Genomic DNA, 20,641 nt, shown 5'->3' on the forward strand with positions numbered 1-20,641 from the left:
ACCGCGTGTCGCGGGACTTTCCTGCAATCAGCCTCGCTACCCGCGTGGCGCGGCCTTCTCAAGCTCATCGATCGTGCCGGACATGACGGTCCGGACATGCTCGGTGAGGTGCTCCGCGGGCCAGTCCCACCAGGCGACGGCCAGCAGCCGCGCAACCTCGTCCTCGCTGTACCGCGTACGAATGAGCTTGGCGGGATTACCCCCGACAACCCCGTAATCAGGCACGTCATCCACCACAACCGACCCGGAGGCGATGACGGCCCCGTGCCCGATCCGCACCCCGGGCATCACCATCACCCCGTACCCGAACCAGACATCGTTGCCGACAACGGTGTCCCCCCGCCCCGGCAGCCCACTGATCAGATCGAAGTGCTCGCTCCACGAGCCCCCCATGATGGGGAACGGGAAAGTCGAGGGCCCGTCCATCCGGTGATTGGCGCCGTTCATGATGAACCGCACCCCCGTCCCGAACGCACAGAACTTCCCGATACGAAGCTTCTCGGGCCCGTAGTGGTAAAGGACATTGCGCGTCTCGAAGGCCGTCGCGTCATCCGGATCGTCGTAGTAGGAGTACTCCCCCACCTCGATCAACGGCGACTTCACCAGCGGCTTCAGCAGCACGACGCGAGGCTGGTCCGGAAAGGGATGCAGCACCGTCGGATCCGCCGGTACGAGTTGCATGAACAGGCCGCCTTCCACTCCTCTGTACGGCCCCGCCTCCGTGAACGGCCGGGCCATGCGGCAGCATAGGGCGGCCCGCAGACGAACCCCACCGCATTACGACCGGGAGGAACCCCCATGGCTCCCAAGCCGGAGATTCTGGCCGCCTTCGAAGCGGCGAAGGGGTTTATGCCCACCGGCGAAGGCCTCGCCCTGTACGCGGCGGCGACGGACGCCGCGGCGCTCGGTCTTCCGCTCCTGGAGGTCGGAACGTACTGCGGCCGCTCCACGATCCTGCTCGCGGACGCCGCACGCCAGGCAGGCGTCACCGCGATCACGGTGGACCACCATCGCGGCAGCGAGGAGCAGCAGCCGGGCTGGGAGTACCACGACCCGGCGACGGTCGACCCGGAGGTCGGCCGCATGGACACCCTCCCCACCTTCCGCCGCACGCTCCACCACGCGGGCCTGGAGGAGCATGTGATCGCGATCGTCGGCCGCTCGCCGCAGGTGGCGAAGGCGTGGGGCGGGGCACTCGGTCTCGTCTTCATCGACGGCGGCCACACGGACGAGCACGCCACGGGCGACTACGAGGGCTGGGCCCCGCACATCGCCGATGGCGGCCTGCTCCTGATCCACGACGTCTTCCCGAACCCGGCCGACATCATGACGGGCCAGGCCCCGTACCGCGTCTACCTCAGGGCACTGGAGTCCGGCGCGTTCACCGAGGTCTCGGCAACCGACTCGCTGCGCGTCCTGCGGCGAACGGGAGCGGGGATCTGACCTCGCGGTTAGAGTCGCTGTCGTGTCGTACGTAGGTCCGGAAATGCAGCCCCCACGCCCGCCCCGCCGTTTCAGCGGCGGCCCTCTCACCGTGACGCTCGCCGCGCTGGTGCCGACGTGCCTGGCGGGGTGGCTCATCTACGAGGCGACGAGCGGACCCGGGGGGAGCGAGCCGGCGAGAACGCTGCCCGCCTCCAGCCAGTCCGCGCAGGGTTCGTCGGCCGCCGATCCGGCCCCTTCGACCTCCGAGAAGGACGACGACAAGGGTGACGACGGCGACGGCGAGGCGAGTGGCGAGCCGAGCACGACGAAGCCCCCGAAGTCGTCGAGCCGTCCCGCCGCCTCTGGGCCCCTCAAGGGCAAGGTCGTCGTCGTCGACCCCGGCCACAACACGGGCAACGGCAAGCACACCGCGGAGATCAACCGCCTGGTGAACGTCGGCACGCACCGCAAGGAGTGCGACACCACGGGCACCTCCACGAACAACGGTTACAGCGAGGCCCAGTTCACCCTCGACGTCTCGCGCCGCCTGCGCACGCTGCTCGAGAAGCAGGGCGCCACGGTCAAGTTCACCCAGGACGGCGACCGCCCCTGGGGCCCGTGCGTCGACGAGCGCGCCCGCATCGGCAACGACGCCCACGCGGACGCCGTCGTCTCCGTGCACGCCGACGGCTCGGCGGCGGGCAACCGCGGCTTCCATGTGATCCTGCCCGCGTCGGTGAAGTCCGGCGCCGCGGACACCTCCAAGATCGTCGTTCCGTCACGCGACTTGGGCGAGCGCATCGCGGGCAAGTTCCTGAGCGCGACGGGCAGCCCCCCGTCCAACTATGTCGGTGACGGCACGGGCCTCGACGTACGCAAGGATCTGGGCGGCCTCAACCTGTCCACCGTCCCCAAGGTGTTCATCGAGTGCGGCAACATGCGGGACGCCAAGGACGAGGCGTTGGTCACGAGTGGCGCCTGGCGGCAGAAGGCGGCGCAGGGGATCTCCGACGGAATCGTGAGCTTTCTGCGGGGATAACGGGTTGGTCGGTCGGGGATAACGGGTCGGTACGTCTTTATCCCGAGCAGACACCCCACCCGTGTGAACGATAATGTCCTCCGTACGATGGGGGGCCATCCCCGCGCTCTGCGCCGCGACCTGGGGCGAGTGACGCCTCCACCGACGAGACGACTTACGAAGGACCTGAAGTGAATATCCGCTCTCTCACTCGAGGCGACGGCGTGGTGATCGGGGCAGCGGTGTTGCTGTTCATCGCCTCGTTCCTGGACATCATTGACCTCGAAGGTGCCCCGGACTCAGCCGACATCCCGAACGCCTGGAACAGTGGGCCGTTCCTCCTGGGCGTCACCCTGGCCGGGGTCATCGGCGCCGTCTGCATCGTCGTCTCCCGCGGGCTGCCGACGCCTCCGAAGGTCCTCGGCCTCGACCTCGGGCACTTCGGTGTGGCCTTCGCCATCGCCGCCGCCTGGAGCGCCCTGGGTCAGATCTTCGACCCGGCCGGCGGCTTCGACAACATGGGATCGGGTGACAGTGGCGTCAGCGCCGGTGTCGGCACCATTCTCTCCCTGATCGCCGCGCTGGTCCTGGCGGCCGGTGCGGTCCTCGCCCTGACCGTCCCCGCCTTCAAGGCCCCCCTCGTCGGCGCCCCGCGCCCCGTCGCCCCCCAGCCCTACGGCGGCCAGCCGCAGGGTGGGTACGGGTACCCCGGTGCGCAGGGTCAGCCGCAGCAGGGCCAGCCGTACGGCGCCCAGCCCGGTCAGCCCCAGCAGGGTCAGCAGCCCTACGGCGCCCAGCCGGGTCAGCCGCAGCAGGGGCAGCAGACGCCGCCTCCCGGGGCGGCGCAGGCCACCGGTGACTTCTCGCCGTTCTGGTTCGCCGTGCCGGTGCCGCGTCCGCTGTACGCGGAGGACGGTTCGCCGACGCCGATCGCCGAACTGGCGCCCGGCACCTGGTACCTGGCCGTCGAGCAGCGCGGTCCTGGCCTGGTGGCCCAGACGCAGGACGGCCGTCGTGGCGTGCTGCAGGACACCACGGGGATTCAGCGCGGCTGATCTCTGACGCACATCGCGGCCCCTCGCCCTTCCGGGCGGGGGGCCGTTGTCGTACAGTCGCCACCCCGCAGTGAACTGACGGGCCGTCAGAAAGCTAGAAGGGATCGGGATCGCGTATGCGCCTGGGACTCGCACTCGGCTACTGGGGGCGCGGCCCCGACCCCGGGCACGTGGAGCTCGCCCAGGAGGCCGAGCGGCTCGGTTACGACTCCGTGTGGACGGCGGAGGCATGGGGGTCGGACGCCTTCACCCCCCTGACCTGGATCGCGGCGCAGACCTCACGGATCAAGCTGGGCACGGCGGTCGTCCAGATGGCGGCGCGGTCGCCGGTGACGACCGCGATGCACGCGCTGACCCTGGACCACCTGTCCGGCGGGCGGATGATGCTCGGGCTCGGTCTTTCCGGGCCGCAGGTGGTGGAGGGGTGGTACGGGCGGGCGTTCCCGAAGTCGCCGCTGACCGCGACGCGGGAGTACGTGGATGTCATCCGCCAGGTGCTGCGGCGGGAGGGCCCTGTCGCCATCGACGGGCGCTTCCACTCACACCCCTACCGGGGCGATGACGGCAGCGGGCTCGGCAAGCCCCTGAAGCCGATCACGCATCCGCTGCGGGCGGACCTGCCGGTGCTTCTCGGGGCGGAGGGGCCGAAGAACATCGCGCAGACGGCGCGGATCGCGGACGGCTGGCTGCCGCTCTACTGGTCGCCGATGCGGTCCGATGTGTACGAGGCGTCGCTGGCGGATGCGCGGGACGGCTTCATCGTGGCGCCCATGGCGCGGGCGAAGGTCTGCGACGACGTGGCGGAGGGCTTGCTTCCGGTCAAGGCGATGCTGGGGTTCTATATCGGCGGAATGGGGGCCTCCGCGCGAAACTTTCATGCGGATCTGATGGGGCGGATGGGGTTCGAGGAGGAGGCGCGGAGGATTCAGGAGCTGTTTCTGGCGGGGCGCCGTGAGGAGGCGGTCCTTGCCGTTCCTGATGCCTTCGCCGATGAGATCTCGCTGGTCGGGCCCCGTGAACGGATCGCGGAACGCCTGGAGTTGTGGCGAAAGGGTCCCGTGACGGACCTGTTGGTGCTTGCGCCGGACCGTCATACGTTGCGGGTGCTTGCGGAGCTGAACGGCCAGGAACCATCCAGCCCGTCCGGCGATTGAGGACGAACTCGGCGAAGCCGGTGACAAGGGACGCCCGAGGCCGGGGGCCTAGCCCTTCGCCAGCTCCCCCGCCGACGGCACCTTGTCCTTGACCTCCGCGCCCGCGCCCTTGCCCGCGTCCTTCACCTTGTTGATGACGTCGTCGAAGGAGTTCACGACCGAGTCCGTGGAGTCACCCTTGCGCAGCTTCGAGGGGAGATCCTTCAACGCGTCGATGCCGGCGGTGAGGGGCGCCACCGCCTTGGCCAGCGTCGGGTCGCCCTTGGCGTTCTTCGTCGCCGCCTTCAGGCGGTTGTAGGCGAGTGTGCCCGCGAGGCCCGCCTTGATCAGGGCGAACTTGCGCCCGTCGGCGCCCTTCTTGAACTTCCCCGCGCGGAACGGCTTCACGATCCACTGGTACGTCGCCCCGGCGGCGATCCCCGCGTTCGCGACGAAGCGCGTCTTGGCGAACTTCTGCTTCTCCGCGGAGCTGGAGGCCGACGGAGCGGACACCGCGTCGGCGTCGTCGTTGCACGCGGTCGTCCCCGCGAGCAGGGCGCAGCACAGCACAGGGGCGACGAGAGACCGGCGTACGGCCGTGGCGGACAGCGACACGGGGACCTCCAGGAGTGGACAGCTCTCCCGGCAGCCTCACCCCGCCCGGCGGGGCCCGCCACCTGGGCGAGCCCGTACGGGTTTCGGCCAGGCCGAACCTGGTACTCGCCCCCTCATGTCCACCCGACAAGCACGTGGCAGCACCGCAGCGCGGGTCGTCGTCATCGTCGCGGACGTGATGGCCATCATCCTCGGCCTGTGGATCCTCATGTATCTGTTGGACGCGAACCGCGCCAACGACCTCGTCCAGTTCATCCACGACGTGGCCCGCTGGCTGGCGGGCTGGTCCCATGACCTCTTCACCTTCGACGAGGCCTGGGCCCGAGTCGTCTGCGGCTATGGCCTGGCAGCCCTCGTGTACGTCTTCGTCGGCCACGCCATCGCCGGACGACTCCGCCGCTACTGAACCACCGGAGTCGATGCCCCCAACCCCCGCACGCTGTTCACACGGCCCGGGGGTCCGGGGGCACCCCCCGGAAGAACACAGCACCTTCGACGAGGCCTGGGCCCGAGTCGTCTGCGGCTATGGCCTGGCAGCCCTCGTGTACGTCTTCGTCGGCCACGCCATCGCCGGACGACTCCGCCGCTACTGACCTCCGGCAGGAGCCCCGCAGCACTCCGGCGTGAGGCCCACCGGCAGGCGTTCTCCTGAGAACACCGCGCAGGTGGCCTCGTCGCCGCCGAGTGCCGCCACCGCGAGCAGCAGGGAGCCCGCCGTCCACGTCGTCAGTTCCTCGGGCCAGATCGCCTTGTCGTCGAAGACGTAGCCCGTCCAGTAGAGGCCGGACTCCGGGTCGCGCAGGTGCTGGATCGACTGGAGGATCTCAAGGGCGCGGTCGGACTCGCCCAACACCCAGAGGGCCAGGGCGAGTTCGGCGCTCTCGCCGCCCGTCACCCAGTTGTTGGGGATGACGCAGCGCACACCCAGGTCCGGCACCACGAAGCGGTCCCAGCCCTCCTCCATGCGGGACTTGGCCGCCGCGCCCGTCAGCGCGCCGCCGAGGACCGGGTAGTACCAGTCCATCGAGTAGCGGTCCTTGTCCAGGAAGCGCTCGGGGTGACCGCATATCGCGTGGGCGAGCGCGCCCGTCGCCAGTTCCCAGTCCGGCTGGGGTTCTTCGCGTTGCTCCGCGATGGCGAGAGCACAGCGCAGCGCCTGGTGGATCGATGAACTGCCGGTCAGGAGCGCCTCGTTGACCGGGGCACCGTCCGGCTCTCGTTTCCAGCCGATCTGGCCGCCCGGCTGCTGCAGCCCGAGGACGAACTCCACCGCGCCCACGACCGTCGGCCACAGGCGGTCCAGGAACGTGTCGTCGCCGGTAGAGAGGTAGTGGTGCCAGACGCCCACGGCGATGTACGCGCAGAAGTTCGTCTCGCGGCCCCGGTCCGTCACGTCGTGCGGATCCCCGTCGGCGTACGCCGCGTACCAGGACCCGTCCGGGTTCTGGTGCCGCGCGAGCCAGTCGTAGGCGCGGGCCGCCGCCGCGTGCTCGCCCGCCGCGTCCAGGGCCATGGCGGCCTCGGTGTGGTCCCAGGGGTCGAGATGGTGGCCGCGGAACCACGGGATCGCGCCGTCCTCGCGCTGGACGGCCAGGATCCCGCGCACCGTCCGCATGGCCTGATCGGCCGTCAGGACGCCGGGCAGGACCAGGTGCTCGGTCCGCTCCGGGCTCGTCACGCGTCGGTCTTCGCGTCGGTCTTCGGCAGGTGCGGCTTCGTCGCGTACGCCACGAAACTCTTGCCGACGACCGGGTTGAGCAGCTGCTCCGCCACCTTCGTGGCCAGCGGTTTCTTCATGATGTCCCAGACCAGGAGCTTGTGGTACGCCCTGACCGGCAGCGCCTTGTCGTTGTCCACGCCGAACGCGCACTTCAGCCACCAGTACGGCGCGTGCAGCGCGTGCGCGTGGTGCGTGCCGTACGGCTTCAGGCCCGCTTCGCGCATCCTGCCGAGCAGTTCGTCCGCCTTGTAGATGCGGATGTGGCCGCCCTCGACCTCGTGGTAGGCGTCCGACAGGGCCCAGCAGATCTTCTCGGGGCCGTAGCGCGGGACCGTCACCGCGATGCGGCCACCGGGCTTCAGCACGCGGACCATTTCCGCGAGTACGCCCTTGTCGTCGGGGATGTGCTCCATGACCTCGGAGATGATCACGACGTCGAACGAGTCGTCGGGGAAGGGCAGGTTGAGCGCGTCGCCCTCCATCGCGGTGGCGGTCGCGCCCGCCGGCGCCTCGCCCGCCTCCTTCATCGCGGCGAACCACTTGGCGACCTCGCGGATCTCCTCGCCGTTCTGGTCGAGGGCCACCACCCGGGCCCCCCGCCGGTAACACTCGAAGGCGTGCCGGCCCGCGCCGCAGCCCAGGTCAAGGACGCGGTCGCCCGCGGCGAGCGGGAAGCGGGTGAAGTCGACGGTCAGCATCAGCTAGGGCTCCCGGAGTACGTCGGGGTGGCGGCGGGGCGGCCGGATTGCGGGTCTGAAGTGCGGGCGATCGCCGCGCGGTACAGCTCTGCGGTGCCCTGGGCGGCGCGGGCCCAGGTGAATTTGGCGAGAACCCGCTCACGTCCTGCCGCGCCGAGGCGGGCCCGCAGCTCGCGGTCGCCGAGCAGCCGGCTCAGTCCCGCGGCGAGCGCGCCGGGGTCGGCCGGCGGCACGGCAAGGCAGGTCTCGCCGTCCGGGCCCGCGACCTCCGGGATCGCGCCGCCGGTCGTCGCGAGCAGCGGCGTCCCCGTCGCCATCGCCTCGGCCGCGGGGAGCGAGAAGCCCTCGTAGAGAGAAGGGACGCAGGCGACCTCGGCCGAGCGGACGAGGTCCACCAGCTCGTCGTCGGTGATGCCCTTGACGAACTCGATGGCGCCTTCGAGGCCGTACTTCTCGATCGTCTGCGCCACCGGGCCGTCCTCGGCGCGCTTGCCGACGACGACGAGGTGGGCGGCGGGGTTCTCGGCGCGGACCTTGGCAAGGGCCTCGACGAGGTAGATGAGGCCCTTGAGCGGGACGTCCGCGCTGGACGTCGTGACGATCCGGCCCGGCACCTCGGGGACCGACGGGTCCGGCGAGAAGAGGCCGGTGTCGGCGCCGATGTGCACGACGTCGATGCGGTCGCGGCGTACGCCGAGGTGGTCGACGATCTCCTGGCGCGATGTGCCGGAGACGGTGAGCACGGAAGGCAGCCTGCGGGCCACGCGCTTCTGCATGCGTGTGAACGCGTACCAGCGGCGTACGGACATGCGGCGGCGCCAGTCGGGCGCCGCCTCCAGATCCAGCCTGCGGTCCACGGTGATGGGGTGATGGATCGTCGAGACGAGCGGCGCGCCGAGGTCGCCCAACAGGCCGTAGCCGAGCGTCTGGTTGTCGTGCACGACGTCGAACTCGCCCCGCCTGGCCCGCAGATGGCGGCGGGCGCGCAGGCTGAACGTGGCGGGCTCGGGGAAGCCGCCGGTCCACATCGTCGCCACTTCGAGCGCGTCGACCCAGTCGCGGTACTCGTCGCGCTTCGGCGTGCGGAAGGGGTCGGGCGAGCGGTAGAGGTCGAGGCTCGGCAGCTCGGTGAGCCTGAGCCCTTCGAGGCCCTCGTCCAGGACGGGATAGGGCTGTGCGCCGATCACTTCGACGCTGTGGCCCAGGCGGGCCAGCTCGCGCGAGAGGTGACGTACGTAGACGCCTTGTCCCCCGCAGAACGGGTTCCCCTTGTACGTGAGGAGAGCGATGCGCAACGGACGGTCACCATCGGCGTCCGACCCCGTCCGGGGGCCCGCCTCCATGGCCTCAGCGGTCACTCTCGGCCCCCTTCTCCCTGCGGTTGTCCGCGAGGTTACGCCGGGACGGTAATCTAGAACAAGTTTCAGACTTGATCGTTGAATGATCGCTGAACGAGCTTTGAATCTACCGGCAGGTAGCCGCGCTGTAAGGCCCGGATCAGGTGATTCGCGCCACGGCGGGTGCCCTGCCATGCTGGCCGACCACGTGACCGGACCGGGACGACGGAACAACGGGACAACGGGACATATGACAGCGGAAGCCAAGGCAGCGGAAGTCGCAGCAGCTGATCCGGCGTCGCCGCCCCTGACCGAACGGCAGGAGGCGCGCCGCCGCCGCATCCTGCACGCCAGCGCCCAACTCGCGAGCAGGGGCGGGTTCGACGCGGTGCAGATGCGCGAGGTCGCCGAGTCCTCCAGCGTCGCCCTCGGCACGCTGTACCGCTACTTCCCCTCCAAGGTGCATCTCCTGGTCGCCACGATGCAGGACCAGCTGCAGCACATGCACACCACGATCCGTAAGCGCCCGCCCGCGGGTGAGACACCCGCCGAGCGGTGCGCCGAGACGCTGATGCGGGCCTTCCGCGCCCTGCAGCGCGAGCCGCATCTCGCGGACGCCATGGTCAGGGCGCTGACCTTCGCCGACCGCTCCGTGAGCCCCGAGGTGGACACGGTCTCGCGGCTGACCACGGCGATCATCCTGGACGCGATGGGCCTGGCGGACGCGCCGACCCCCGAGCAGCTCTCGGCGGTCCGGGTCATCGAGCACACCTGGCACTCGGCGCTGATCACCTGGCTCTCGGGCCGGGCGTCGATCGCGCAGGTCAAGATCGACATCGAGATGGTGTGCCGCCTGATCGACCTGACGTCTCCCGAGACCCCTTAGCCGGCGAGCGGCCGGGATCCGCGCCCCCGCAACAATCGGTGCACGGGGGGCGCGCAGTCACCTGGCAATTGCGCCCCTGAGCCTCTCCTGGTCCCGCTTGGCCAGTTCTACGCGTCCGGATGAGCCGTCGGCGCCGTATGAATGGTCTACGTGCTGAATGAAGCAATCGGGACCATAAGCGGCAAGCTGGAGGATCGGAACGTGATCCGGGTTCTTCTCGTGCACGACGCCTGTCTGATGCGATCGGCTCTGGCGGAACGTCTCGCCCGTGAGCCGGATCTGGAGGTGTCCCATGCACCATGGCACAGCGCCCGCGACCGTACGGGCGTCGTACGCCCCGACGTCTGCGTGGTCGACCCCGACGGCGACACGGCGTATGCGTCCGCCGAGTTCGGGGAACAGTCCCATCCCGTGAACGGCGGGCTCGGCTGCCCGCTCCTCGTCCTGGTCTCCGGCCACCGGCCGGGACTGCTCCGGCGCTGTATGGAGGCCGGCGCCCTCGGCTATGTGGACAAGGCGAGTCCGCCGGACCGGCTGCTCACCGGGATCAGGCAGGTGGCGGCCGGGCAGCGGTTCGTGGACGAGTCACTGGGGTTCGGATTCCTGAAGGCATCTCAGATGCCGCTCACCCACCGGGAGTTACTGGTGCTCTCACTCGCCGCCGGAGGCGCGCCCGTCGCCGAGATCGCGCACCGTCTGCACCTGACCAACGGGACGGTGCGCAACTACATGGCGGCCATCACCCGCAAGACCGGGGCCCGCAACAGGATCGACGCCATACGGATCTCCCGCGGGGAGGGCTGGGTATGACGCCGCGTTCACCTGGGGCGACCCGTTCACCGGGCCCCAGCTGCCGGACAGTTCGCGGTAGAGCGAGGAGCTCTCGAGCAGCTCCTCGTGGCGGCCGCACAGGGTGTGCGTCCCGTCCATCACCAGGATCCGGTCGGCGCGGCGGGCCGAGCTGATGCGGTGGGCGATCACCACGAGGGTGCCGCCAGGACGCGCCGCGAACGCCCGCTCGGCGCGGGCCTCCGCCACCGGATCGAGGTGGCAGGTGGCCTCGTCGAGCAGGGCCAGGGGGGCGTACGAGGCATAGGCGCGGGTCAGCGCGATGAGCTGCCGCTCGCCTGCGGAGAGCGCGGCGGGGTCGACGGAGGCGTCGAGCCCGCCGAGCCGCTCGATCACGCCGCTGAGCCCGACGGCCCGCGCGGCGGCCAGCAACTCCGCGTCGGCGACGGGATCCGCCCGCAGATACTCCAGGTTCTCCCGCACCGAGCCCGTGAAGACGTACGCCTCCTGGGGGATCAACACCCGCCGCCCGGCGGCCTCTCGCCCCCGCACGGGCCGCCCGTCCACGCGGACGAGACCGCTGCCGGGCTCCAACAGCCCGGCCACGAGCCCGGCGAGCGTGGACTTCCCGATCCCACTGGGCCCGACAACCGCCAGGTGGCCGCCGCGCGGGACGGTGAGCGACAGATCGCGCAGGACGGACTCGGCGAGGGGGCCGTAGGCGAAGGTGACGGAGGTGAGCTGGAGGGCGGGTCCTTCACCGGTCACCGACCCGTCACGAGCAGGCGTCGCGCCGTCCCGCCGCACGGGGCCCGCACGCCGCGCATCACCATCCGCCCCACGCTCGACCCGGTCGGAAGCGGCAGCCTCCGTCGGCGGGGCCCACGTCAGGCGGCGCAGGACGATCGCCAGGCGGGAGCCGCTCGTGCCCAGGCCGTGGATCAGGTTGTGCAGGGCCGGGAGCAGGGCCTGGGTGACGTAGGCGATCGCCCCCACCAGGGCGCCGGGTGTCACCCCGCGGTTCAGGAGCCAAGGGGCCGTGACCAGGAGCAGGACGAGCGGGAGCTGGCCTCCGGTCGCGAGGGCCGCCGTGCGCAGGACGCCCCAGCGGGCGAGGGAACCGGCCGCCGCGTACTCGGCGGCGACGCCCCGGTCCAGGTCCTCGGCCACGTCCTGCTCCGCGCCCGCGGCCGCGACGTCCCGCAACCCCGGTGAGACCGTGCCCAGTTGGGCCGCGATGCCCTCGTCCGCGACGAGAAATCGCTCCTGGCGCCGGGCCAGCGGGCGCAGACTCGCCACGAACAGGCCGATACCGGCCAACAGCGGCGGCGCGACCACCAGGAGGAGGAGCGGGGCCAGCGAGAACAGGCCGATCAGCGCGCCCACCGCAGTGAAGACGAAGGAGCGGGACACGAGGACCAGGCCCGCGAACGTGTCCCTCGCGATCTCCACCTGCTGGGTGAGCCGGGACACGGAGGCCCCGTCCGCGTCCCGCAGCCCCCGGTCGACGACCTGCCGCACCAGGGTGTCCCGCAAGGGCTCCACCAGGTCGGCGACCGCGCGGTACACCCGCCCCGTGCCGTACGCGGCGACCACGACGCCGAGCCCGGCCGCGCCGAGCCACCCGAGGCCCACCGCCTCACGCCCCGCGAGGAACCCGTCGTCCAGGGCTTTCGCGAGGGCGTACCCGGTGAGGAAGGTCTGCCCGGTCTCAAGGACGGACCAGAGCGCGAGCCGCAGCACCACCGGCCACCTGCGCCACAGGAAGCGGACCCCTCGGCTGTAGGTGCCCTGCGGGGCCGGGGAGGGCTGTACGCGCTTCACGGGCGCCGCACGCTTCACTCGCTTCACGCCCTTCACGCGCCTCACGCGCCGAACACCTCCCGGTACTCCGGCCGCTCCCACAGTTCCGCGTGCGTCCCCACCGCCCGGATCCGGCCGTCGTGCAGCCACGCCACCACGTCCGCGCGGGCCGCCGTCGCCGCACGGTGGGCGATGATCAGGCGGCTGCGGTGCGGGGTGTGGTGGAGCACGGCCTCGGCGATGTGGTGTTCCGTCACGGTGTCCAGGCTCGACATCGCGTCGTCCAGGATCAGGATGCGCCCGCCTCTCGCGAACGCCCTTGCCAGGCCGAGGCGTTGGGCCTCGCCGCCGGAGAGGGGAGCCTGCCCGCAGGGCGTGGCGTAGCCGTCGGGGAGGCGGGTGATGAAGGGGTCGGCGTGCGCCGCGCGGGCCGCCTCGCGGATGCGGGACGGCGCCGGGCGCGGGGCGCCGAAGCCGATCGTGTCCTCCAGGGTCGCGCCGAGCAGCGCGGGCCGCTCGAAGGCGTAGCCGACCTCGCGGCGCAGCTCCTCGCGGCTGAGCGAACGCAGCGGGACGCCGTCGAGTCGTACGTCCCCTTCGTCGGGGTCGGCGAGCCGGCCCGCGACGGACGCCAGAAGGGACTTGCCCGCGCCGGAGCGGCCGACCACGGCGAGCGTGCCGCCGGCGGGCACCGTCAGATCGACGCCGTCGAGCACGGTGCGCCCGCCGCGGGTCACCTTGACGCCGCGTATCTCCAACAGCCCGTCCGCGACGGGGAGTTCCGCGGCTCCGTACGAGGTCGCGGGCTCGCCGAGCACCTCCCCCAGGCGCCGCGCCGCGGCCCGCGCCCGTACCAGTGCTCCCAGCTGTCCGACGAGCATGCCGATCCCGGTGGCCAGCACCGCGTACCGGGATGCGGCGAGCAACTCGCCCACGGTGATGCGGTCTTGGACCACCAGGTGCCCCGCCACCGCGACGACCGCGATCTGCAGGAGCGGCGCGACCGCGACGGCCTGCGACTGGGAGCGGCCCTGGACCCGCCACATCCGGTGACCCTGGCGGGAGAGTTCGGGCAGGGCGCCGAGGACGCGCCCCGCCTCCTTGTCCTCGGTGTGCGCGGCCGCGATGGTCCTGGCCCCGCCGATCGCCTCGCTGAGGCGCCCCGCGATGTCCCCCTGGACCTGCTGGTAGCGCGCCACGCAGTCGGACGAGACGCGCACGAACCACCGCAGGAGCAGGACGAGGACGGGCGCCCCCGCGATGAACACCACGGCGAGCCAGCCGTCGATCAGGGCGAGGGCCACCATGGCGCCGACGGGCGCGACCAGGGCGGCCAGGAGCGCGGCGAGGGTGGCGGGCGCGACGCCCGCGTGTGCCGCGTTGTCGATGAGGCGGGCCACCAGGTCGCCGGGGGCGAAGCGCGCGGTGGCGCGTGGCCCGACGGCCAGGACATGGCGTCCGACACGGCCGCGCAGCCAGGCCGTGGTGCGGGCGTTGGTGGTTCCGGTGAGGACGCCGTCGCAGGCGTCGAGGAGCGCGCTCGCGCCGATGAGCGCCGTGCACACGAGGATCCAGCGGGTGGCGTCGGCGCCGACGTGGCCCGCCGCGTGACCCGCGAGGACGGCGTCGAGGGCGCGGCCGATCGCGAACGGCAGGAAGAGGCTCGCGCCCGCCCCCGCAACACTGCACAGCGCCAGGGCGGCGCAGCGGGCGGCGCTGTACCGGGTCGCGGCCTTCAACAGGCCCGCGTCGTCGGCAGGTTGATGAGGTTGATGAGGACGGCTGGTAGTGGTCGCCATGCGGTCCGGGTCCTCGCAGTCCTCGTGTCCGTGACGGGGGTCCGACGGGGTGTCCGTGGCGTAGATGGAGCCGGGCGGCGCCTCTTGGCAGAGGCACCGCCCAGTCCCTCACAGACCGTGCCGCTCAGGCACGGGCCGACGTCACAGACAGAGCAGCACGCTCGCGGCGCTCCAGCACAGCAGCAGGCTCACCTGACTGCCGCCGCCACCGCCGCCGCCACCGGTCATCTCGTCGGACTCCATGCTCTGCAGGTCGAGAAGCGCCATGATGTTCCCTCTCATTTGGGGACGTTGTTGTCCATATGGGTTGTGTCACGACTCCGATGCGTAGCGGGGCCGGCTCTGGGGCCGCCTGGGCGGCGGCAGGAAGGGGACGTGTGCTCCGCCGTCCCCCAGGGCGGCGGCGAGGGCGAGGAGACAGCCCGCCGTTCCGGTGTGCAGGTCCATGGAGAGGCGCAGCATCTGGTGGCCGGGGAAGGCGAGTTGGCCGGCGTACGGCATCGCGAACCAGCCGAGTCCCTCGATCTGCGCGGCGACGTCCTCGGGTGTGATGCCGGGCGCGGTGCTGCGGTTGATGTGCAGCAGCAGTCCGGCCCTCCCCTGGAACAGGCCGGGCTGTACGCAGAAGCGTGAGCGCGCGGTGGCCAGGATGCCGGGCCGTGCCGCCTCGAACCCGGCGTCGTCCCGGTGCGACAGGTAGTCGTCGATGACCATCCCGATGCCGACGCTCCCGTCGCCGAGGTAGGGCATCGTGCGCCAGCCCTCGTCCACGCCGAGGCTGCCGTCCGGCCGCGCCACGCACCGGTCGAGGTCCGCACGCAGGGCCCGCGCCGCCAGGTCGATGAGCGCGGGGTCGCCGTTGCGCTCGTAGAGCCGCAGGAAGAGGAGTGCGGGACCGGTGGCCCCGTGCAGCAGACCGGCCCGTGGCCGCCCGCTCGGAGGGCTGTCGGCGGTCAGCCGCTCGCCGATCAACTCCGCTGCTCGCAGTGCGTGTTGGGCGAGTTGCTCCTCGCCGGTGCTGTGCGCGAGGGCGTCCAGGGCGAGGCCGAGTCCGGCGAGGCCGCCGTGCAGGTCGGAGGGGAGCCGCTGCCAGTTCTCCCGGAGGACGAGCTCCATCAGGTCGAGCGCGCGGGTGCGGTGGCCGAGGCGTTCGAGTACGTGGGCGATGCCCGCGAGGCCGTCGTTGAGGCCGAGGGGCGTGCCGGGAGGGGCGAGCTCGGTGTGCTTCAGGAGCCAGCGCTCGCCCTCCTCGTAGCGTTCGGCGCCGCTCTCGGCGAGGGCGAGCAGCACTCCGGCCGCGCCGTGCGCCAGGCCGAGCCCGCCACCGTCGGTGAACTGCGCGATGTCGCCGGGGAAGAGCCGGTCGTCACGCTCCGGGGTGGCCGAGGCGATGATGGCCTTGACCATCGAGTCCCGGCTGTGCGGCCAGTCGGCGAGCTCGACGAGCGGTGCGGCCGGCCCCGCGGTCGCCCTGGTGGCGCCCTTCGCGTGAGCCTGCTCCTGCCCGCCGCGCTCGATCTCCGCCACGGCCTCAGCGAGGAACTCCTTGGGCACGTCGGGGAATTGGGACGCGATCACCGTCGCGAGGTGCGCGGCCTTGCCCCGGTCGACGGCGAGCAGCGTGGTGATCGGCAGGAAGAGGGCGAGCCGCAGACAGGCGAGGGCGTAGCGGTCGACGTCCACACCTTCGCGGTCCGCGGGTGCGATGAATCCGGGGTGGGCCACGACCTGTCTGCTGCCCTCGCCCACCTTCGTCGCCGTCTCGAAGTCGAGGAGGGATACGGACTCTTCGTCGGGCCCCACCATGATGTTGAACATGTGGAGGTCGTTGAAGACGACGCCCCGCTCGTGCACGGCCGCGACGGCGTCCTCGACGGCGCGGTGGATCCGCAGCGCCCAAGCCGTGTACGCGGCGATCGCGTCCGCGTCCGGCTCACTGACCAGCAGCGGATGCCGGTCCGCGAAGAAGGAGTTGAGGGTGCGGCCCTCCAGGAAGTCCATGACGAGGAAGCGGTGGCCGCCGAGTTCGAACCAGTCGCGCACCTCGGGCGCGACGCCGAGACCCGCCAGCTTCTCCAGCGCGTCCCGCTCGCGCTCCAGGCGGGCCACGGCGTCGGCCCCGTCGGACGCCAGGCCCGCGTGCGGCCGGCCCTCCTTCAGGACGACCTTGCGGCCGTCCCGTGTGTCGGTACCCGCGTAGACCCCGCCGCCGTTGGAGAAGTGCAGCGCCTTCTCCATGCGGTAGGGCAGGTCGGTGGTCGTCGTGTTGTTCCGTGCCGCCAGCTGGGATTCGAGGAACGCCGGCAGCGTCACCCACTCGGGGACCCGGAAGGCCGGGTCGCGCGAGTCGGGGACAAGGACGCCACGGTCGTTCTCGATCGCGAGGACGAGACTGCCGCGCTCGTTGACGCACATACGTCGGGTGAAGGCGCCGTATCTGACGTACAGCGGGCCTTCCTGCCAGCGCAGGTCGGTGAGGATGTAGGGGCCCTCGACCCCTTCGAGAGCCTGCCCCAACTCACTCAGGATCGCCTGCAGTTGATGGTCGTCGGCCGGATAGAGCGTCGCGAACTTGCCGCTGCCGTCGCGTCCCGCGTACTTGCTGTTGCGCAGGTGGAGGAGGTGCCGTCCCGCGATGAACTTGAAGGGGACGGCGCGCGGCACGCAGTGGTCCCAGACCGCCGCGGCGACCCGGTCGGCGTTCTCCAGCGTGGCGGACACATGGATCTTCCAGCCCTGCTGGGGCGCGGGCCGTGCGTGCCCGCCCTCGTCGACGGGGATGAATGTCAGCCAGTCACCCTCGCGCGCCGACCGCCATCCCTGCGGGACCGGGCGCCCCGCCGTCCCGAACTCGGGGGCGGTGCCGCCCACGGACAAACGGTCCGGAGTCTCGTAGAAGTGCCTGTCAGCCAGACAGTAGACCTCGTACCGCTTGTCCACGAACGTCCCCTCCCTATGTGGCCTGGCTCAGAGAGTTCCAGGTCGCAAAGGGGACGGACAGTCACAGACGTCATCGATCGGGCATGCGGAACGCATGCGTAAAGTCCTGTTCGCACCCGTTCGAGTGCACATAATGAACACGAGACCCACACAGAACGGTGCGGTCGGCGTCACGGAAGTAAAGCCCGTTGCCGGTGCGAACTCTGCTAGTCCTCCGGCGGGAAAACGACCTCCCCGCTGCCTGACAACGTGATGGTGATCGCCTCGACCGGACACCCCTCGGCCGCTTCGAGCACCTTCTCGTTGGCGTCGGTCTCAGGATCCGCGGGGTGCGACTGGCGGGCGGAGTCGAGCGCGAATCCGCCCGGCGCCGTGATCACGCACATCCCGGAGCCGATGCAGACCGAGCGGTCCACCTCGACGTGCCAGCGGTCACCCATCAGGCACCCGCCCCTTCGTAGCCCGCGGGGAGGTGGATCATCTTGTGCTCGAAGAACGCGCCGTACCCCTCGGGCCCGAACTCCCGCCCCAGGCCCGAGTTCTTGTAGCCGCCGAAGGGGCCGAGCATGTCCAGGCTGAAGGTGTTCACCGAGTACGTCCCGGTGCGCACCCGCCGCGCCACGTCGATGCCGCGCTCCACGTCCGCCGTCCACACGCTGCCGCTGAGCCCGTAGTCCGAATCGTTGGCGATCTTCACGGCCTCGGTCTCGTCGCCGTACGGAAGAAGGCAGATGACCGGGCCGAAGATCTCCTCGCGGGCGATGCGCATCGAGTTGTCCACACCGCCGAAGAGCGTCGGCTCGACGTACCAGCCCTGGTCGAGCCCGGCCGGACGCCCGCCGCCCGTAAGGATCTTTGCGCCTTCCTCCTGGCCGATGCGGATGTAGTCGAGCGAGCGCTGCTGCTGGCGCTGGGCGACGAGCGGGCCGAGTTCGGTCTCCGGGTCGAGCGGGTCGCCGACCTTGAGCGCGGAGGCCGCGGCGGCGAAGGCCTCGGCGAACTCGTCGTAGCGCGAGTGCGGCACGAGGATGCGGGTCTGGGCCACGCACGCCTGGCCGTTGATCATCCAGGCGAAGGGGACGATGCCCGCGACCGCGCTCGCCGCGTCCGCGTCGGGCAGGATCACCGCGGCCGACTTGCCGCCGAGCTCCAGGGTCACGCGCGTGAGATTGCGGGCCGCCACCTCCATGACGCGCTTGCCCGCGCCGACGGAGCCGGTGAAGGACACCTTGTCCACATCGGGGTGCCCGACGAGGTACTCACTCACCTCGCGGTCCGCCGAGATGATCGAGAGGACGCCCTGCGGAAGACCGGCCTCGGTGGCGATGTCGGCGAGTATGTAGGCGTCGAGCGGCGCCTCGGGCGAGGTCTTGAGGATCACCGGGCATCCGGCGAGCAGCGCGGGCGCGAGTTTGGCCGCCGCGGTGAACTGCGGGACGTTCCACGGGACCACGGCCGCCACGACGCCCACCGGCTCGCGCCGGACGAGGATCTTGCCGAGGGCTCCGTCGCGCGCCTCCTCGTACGTGAAGTCGCGCGCGACCGTGAGCGCCGAGTCCCAGACCATCATCGCGGAGAGGGCCTGCACCATCACGCTGGAGGTGTACGGGGTGCCGTTCTCGGAGCTGATGACGCGGGCGATCTCCTCGTGCCGTACGGCGAACGCGTCCTTGATCTTCGTGATGACCTCGATCCGCTCGTCGAGCGTCATCCGGGGCCAGGGCCCCTCGTCGAACGCCTTGCGCGCGATGGCGACGGCCCGGTCGACATCGGCGGGCGCGGCGTGCGGCACCCGCGCGAAGACCTTGCCGGTGTGCGGCGAGATCACCTCGATGACGTCCTTGCCGAGGGGGTCCACCAACTCCCCGCCGATGAAAAGCTGTCCGTGTTCCACGAGCTCGGTCATGGCTGACTGCCTCCTGCGGGATTCCGCCTGCGCGGCACGCTTCCTGACACTGTTTCAGAACTGATACCAGTTCTAGTTCCAGTAGTCCACGGGGAGCGAGGTGCGAGCAGCCTTTCAAGTAGCCTGACGAAACAGTCGACTTGGGCGATCATTGGAACTAGTTCTAGTTATGGTGAACGAGGGCCGTGGTCGTGGCCGCGCAGCCGACGAGAGATGAGGGCGCCCGATGACGCAGGTGACCGATCCGCAGGTGACCGAGCACGGCGGGGGCGTATGGAGCATCAAGGTCCCGATCCCGGACAACCCGCTTGGCTTCACCCTCGTCCATCTCCTGGACACCGACGCGGGTCCGGTCCTCATCGACACGGGCTGGGACGACCCCACGTCCTGGGACGCCCTCGCCACCGGCCTCGCTGCCTGCGGCACGTCCGCCGACGCGGTGCACGGCGTCGTCATCACCCACCACCACCCCGACCACCACGGCCTGTCGGCCAAGGTCCGCGAGGCCTCGGGCGCGTGGATCGCGATGCACGAGGCGGACGCGTCGGTCGTACGCCGCACGCGGACAGGACCGCCCGCGCGCTGGTTCGACTACATGGTGGAGAAGCTGACGGCCGCGGGCGCCCCCGCCGACCACCTGGCCCCGCTCCTCGCCGCCCGTGACGCGGGCCGCGCACCCCGCCTTCCCGGCATGGCCGCCGCGCTCCCCGACCGCGACATCACACCCGGCGAACTGCTCGAACTGCCGGGGCGCAGGCTCCGCGCGATCTGGACGCCGGGCCACACCCCGGGCCACGTCTGCCTGCACCTGGAGGAGGAGCACCCGGCGCGACTGCCGGGGCACGGCCGCCTGTTCTCCGGCGACCATCTGCTCCCCGGGATCACGCCGCACATCGGCCTGTACGAGGACCCGGACGACGAGACGATCACCGATCCCCTGGGCGACTACATCGACTCCCTGGAGCGCATCGGCCGCCTGGGCCCCGCCGAGGTGCTGCCCGCCCACCAGTACGCGTTCACGGACGCCCCGGCCCGCGTGCGGGAGATCCTGGCCCACCACGAGGAGCGCCTCACCGACCTGCTCGCCCTCCTCGCCGAGCCCCTCACGCCCTGGCAGCTCGCCGAGCGGATGGAGTGGAACCGCCCCTGGGCCGAGATCCGGTACGGCTCACGGAACATCGCGGTCTCCGAGGCCGAGGCCCATGTGCGGCGCCTGGTGAAGCTGGGGCGCGCGGAGGCGGTGGGCAGCGATCCTGTGCGGTACCGCGCGGTGTGACCTCCGGCCGGGGGCGGGCGCCCCGGCCACTCCCCCTACGGGCCGGTAGAGTGGCCCCGTCGTCATCATGCCCGTACAGGGGGAAGCCGGTGCGAATCCGGCGCTGACCCGCAGCCGTATACCGCATCCGCGGTGAGCCGGATTGCCCGGTACGAAGCATGACCGGCTCGCTTCATCGGGGCCCCCGATGAACGGCACCGTCGAGGTATACGGAGCCGGAGCCGCCCGGTGCCCGTGCCCG

Annotated in this window: 18 protein-coding genes, 1 pseudogene and 1 riboswitch; of the genes and pseudogenes, 8 read left to right on the forward strand and 11 right to left on the reverse strand. The window is 71.1% G+C overall.

Annotated features, from left to right (window positions below):
- Positions 1–36: 36 nt before the first annotated feature.
- On the reverse strand, positions 37–681 hold the full coding sequence (locus tag ABD378_RS13810; protein WP_344521262.1) for a CatB-related O-acetyltransferase: 645 nt from the start codon (positions 679–681) through the stop codon (positions 37–39).
- Positions 682–798: 117 nt separating this feature from the next.
- On the opposite strand from ABD378_RS13810, the gene ABD378_RS13815 reads away from it, so the two are divergent.
- From ABD378_RS13815 to ABD378_RS13830, 4 genes are all read left to right on the forward strand, one after another.
- On the forward strand, positions 799–1,443 hold the full coding sequence (locus ABD378_RS13815; RefSeq protein WP_344521021.1) for a class I SAM-dependent methyltransferase: 645 nt from the start codon (positions 799–801) through the stop codon (positions 1,441–1,443).
- Positions 1,444–1,465: 22 nt separating this feature from the next.
- On the forward strand, positions 1,466–2,464 hold the full coding sequence (locus tag ABD378_RS13820; protein WP_344521022.1) for an N-acetylmuramoyl-L-alanine amidase: 999 nt from the start codon (positions 1,466–1,468) through the stop codon (positions 2,462–2,464).
- A 170-nt stretch (positions 2,465–2,634) separates the two neighbouring features.
- Positions 2,635–3,498 (forward strand): hypothetical protein, encoded by an 864-nt coding sequence (locus ABD378_RS13825; RefSeq protein WP_344521023.1) that lies wholly within the window; start codon positions 2,635–2,637, stop codon positions 3,496–3,498.
- 116 nt (positions 3,499–3,614) lie between these two features.
- Positions 3,615–4,652, forward strand: a complete 1,038-nt coding sequence (locus tag ABD378_RS13830; RefSeq protein ID WP_344521024.1) for an LLM class F420-dependent oxidoreductase — start codon at positions 3,615–3,617, stop codon at positions 4,650–4,652.
- A 48-nt stretch (positions 4,653–4,700) separates the two neighbouring features.
- On the opposite strand, the gene ABD378_RS13835 is transcribed toward ABD378_RS13830, so the two are convergent.
- On the reverse strand, positions 4,701–5,246 hold the full coding sequence (locus ABD378_RS13835; protein WP_344521025.1) for a hypothetical protein: 546 nt from the start codon (positions 5,244–5,246) through the stop codon (positions 4,701–4,703).
- Positions 5,247–5,361: 115 nt separating this feature from the next.
- Between ABD378_RS13835 and ABD378_RS13840 the strand changes: the two genes are divergently transcribed.
- Entirely contained in the window at positions 5,362–5,652 is a 291-nt protein-coding gene (locus ABD378_RS13840; RefSeq protein WP_344521026.1) for a hypothetical protein, read from the forward strand.
- A 180-nt stretch (positions 5,653–5,832) separates the two neighbouring features.
- Here ABD378_RS13840 and ABD378_RS13845 read toward each other — a convergent pair whose 3' ends face one another.
- The 3 genes from ABD378_RS13845 to ABD378_RS13855 are packed head-to-tail and all read right to left on the reverse strand — an operon-like array spanning position 5,833 to position 9,022.
- Positions 5,833–6,924, reverse strand: a complete 1,092-nt coding sequence (locus tag ABD378_RS13845) for a prenyltransferase/squalene oxidase repeat-containing protein (RefSeq protein WP_344521027.1) — start codon at positions 6,922–6,924, stop codon at positions 5,833–5,835.
- On the reverse strand, positions 6,921–7,664 hold the full coding sequence (locus ABD378_RS13850) for a class I SAM-dependent methyltransferase (RefSeq protein WP_344521028.1): 744 nt from the start codon (positions 7,662–7,664) through the stop codon (positions 6,921–6,923). The genes ABD378_RS13845 and ABD378_RS13850 overlap by 4 nt, the downstream gene beginning before the upstream one ends.
- Positions 7,664–9,022, reverse strand: coding sequence for a glycosyltransferase family 4 protein (locus tag ABD378_RS13855; protein ID WP_344521029.1), 1,359 nt, complete (start codon positions 9,020–9,022; stop codon positions 7,664–7,666). Before ABD378_RS13855 ends, ABD378_RS13850 begins: the two co-directional genes overlap by 1 nt.
- Positions 9,023–9,251: 229 nt before the next feature.
- On the opposite strand from ABD378_RS13855, the gene ABD378_RS13860 reads away from it, so the two are divergent.
- Together ABD378_RS13860 and ABD378_RS13865 are read left to right on the forward strand one after the other, a co-directional pair.
- Positions 9,252–9,887 carry a TetR family transcriptional regulator gene (locus tag ABD378_RS13860; RefSeq protein ID WP_344521030.1) on the forward strand — a complete coding sequence of 212 codons (636 nt, stop codon included), beginning with the start codon at positions 9,252–9,254 and terminating at the stop codon, positions 9,885–9,887.
- Between the two features lie 483 nt (positions 9,888–10,370).
- Positions 10,371–10,613 (forward strand): annotated as a pseudogene (locus tag ABD378_RS13865) (LuxR C-terminal-related transcriptional regulator); the annotation flags it as partial.
- Here ABD378_RS13865 and ABD378_RS13870 read toward each other — a convergent pair.
- From ABD378_RS13870 to ABD378_RS13895, 6 genes are all read right to left on the reverse strand, one after another.
- Entirely contained in the window at positions 10,539–12,518 is a 1,980-nt protein-coding gene (locus tag ABD378_RS13870) for an ATP-binding cassette domain-containing protein (RefSeq protein WP_425583842.1), read from the reverse strand. The pseudogene ABD378_RS13865 and the gene ABD378_RS13870 overlap by 75 nt on opposite strands.
- A gap of 23 nt (positions 12,519–12,541) precedes the next feature.
- Positions 12,542–14,278 (reverse strand): ABC transporter ATP-binding protein, encoded by a 1,737-nt coding sequence (locus tag ABD378_RS13875; protein WP_344521031.1) that lies wholly within the window; start codon positions 14,276–14,278, stop codon positions 12,542–12,544.
- Between the two features lie 141 nt (positions 14,279–14,419).
- On the reverse strand, positions 14,420–14,545 hold the full coding sequence (locus ABD378_RS13880; protein ID WP_135335021.1) for a SapB/AmfS family lanthipeptide: 126 nt from the start codon (positions 14,543–14,545) through the stop codon (positions 14,420–14,422).
- A 45-nt stretch (positions 14,546–14,590) separates the two neighbouring features.
- On the reverse strand, positions 14,591–17,218 hold the full coding sequence (gene lanKC, locus ABD378_RS13885) for a class III lanthionine synthetase LanKC (protein ID WP_344521032.1): 2,628 nt from the start codon (positions 17,216–17,218) through the stop codon (positions 14,591–14,593).
- Positions 17,219–17,424: 206 nt separating this feature from the next.
- A complete protein-coding gene (locus tag ABD378_RS13890) occupies positions 17,425–17,658 on the reverse strand; it encodes a ferredoxin (protein ID WP_344521034.1) in 234 nt (77 codons plus the stop codon).
- The gene (locus ABD378_RS13895) at positions 17,658–19,124 is read right to left on the reverse strand and encodes an aldehyde dehydrogenase (RefSeq protein ID WP_344521035.1); all 1,467 of its coding nucleotides are present in this window, start codon (positions 19,122–19,124) and stop codon (positions 17,658–17,660) included. The genes ABD378_RS13890 and ABD378_RS13895 overlap by 1 nt, the downstream gene beginning before the upstream one ends.
- Before the next feature lie 226 nt (positions 19,125–19,350).
- Here ABD378_RS13895 and ABD378_RS13900 point away from each other — a divergent pair, with 226 nt between their 5' ends.
- Positions 19,351–20,400 (forward strand): Strvi_7410 family MBL fold metallo-hydrolase, encoded by a 1,050-nt coding sequence (locus tag ABD378_RS13900; protein ID WP_344521036.1) that lies wholly within the window; start codon positions 19,351–19,353, stop codon positions 20,398–20,400.
- Between the two features lie 79 nt (positions 20,401–20,479).
- Positions 20,480–20,548, forward strand: a riboswitch (cobalamin riboswitch).
- Positions 20,549–20,641 lie beyond the last annotated feature (93 nt).

This window comes from Streptomyces rectiviolaceus, assembly GCF_039533825.1.
Taxonomy (GTDB): Bacteria; Actinomycetota; Actinomycetes; order Streptomycetales; family Streptomycetaceae; genus Streptomyces; species Streptomyces rectiviolaceus.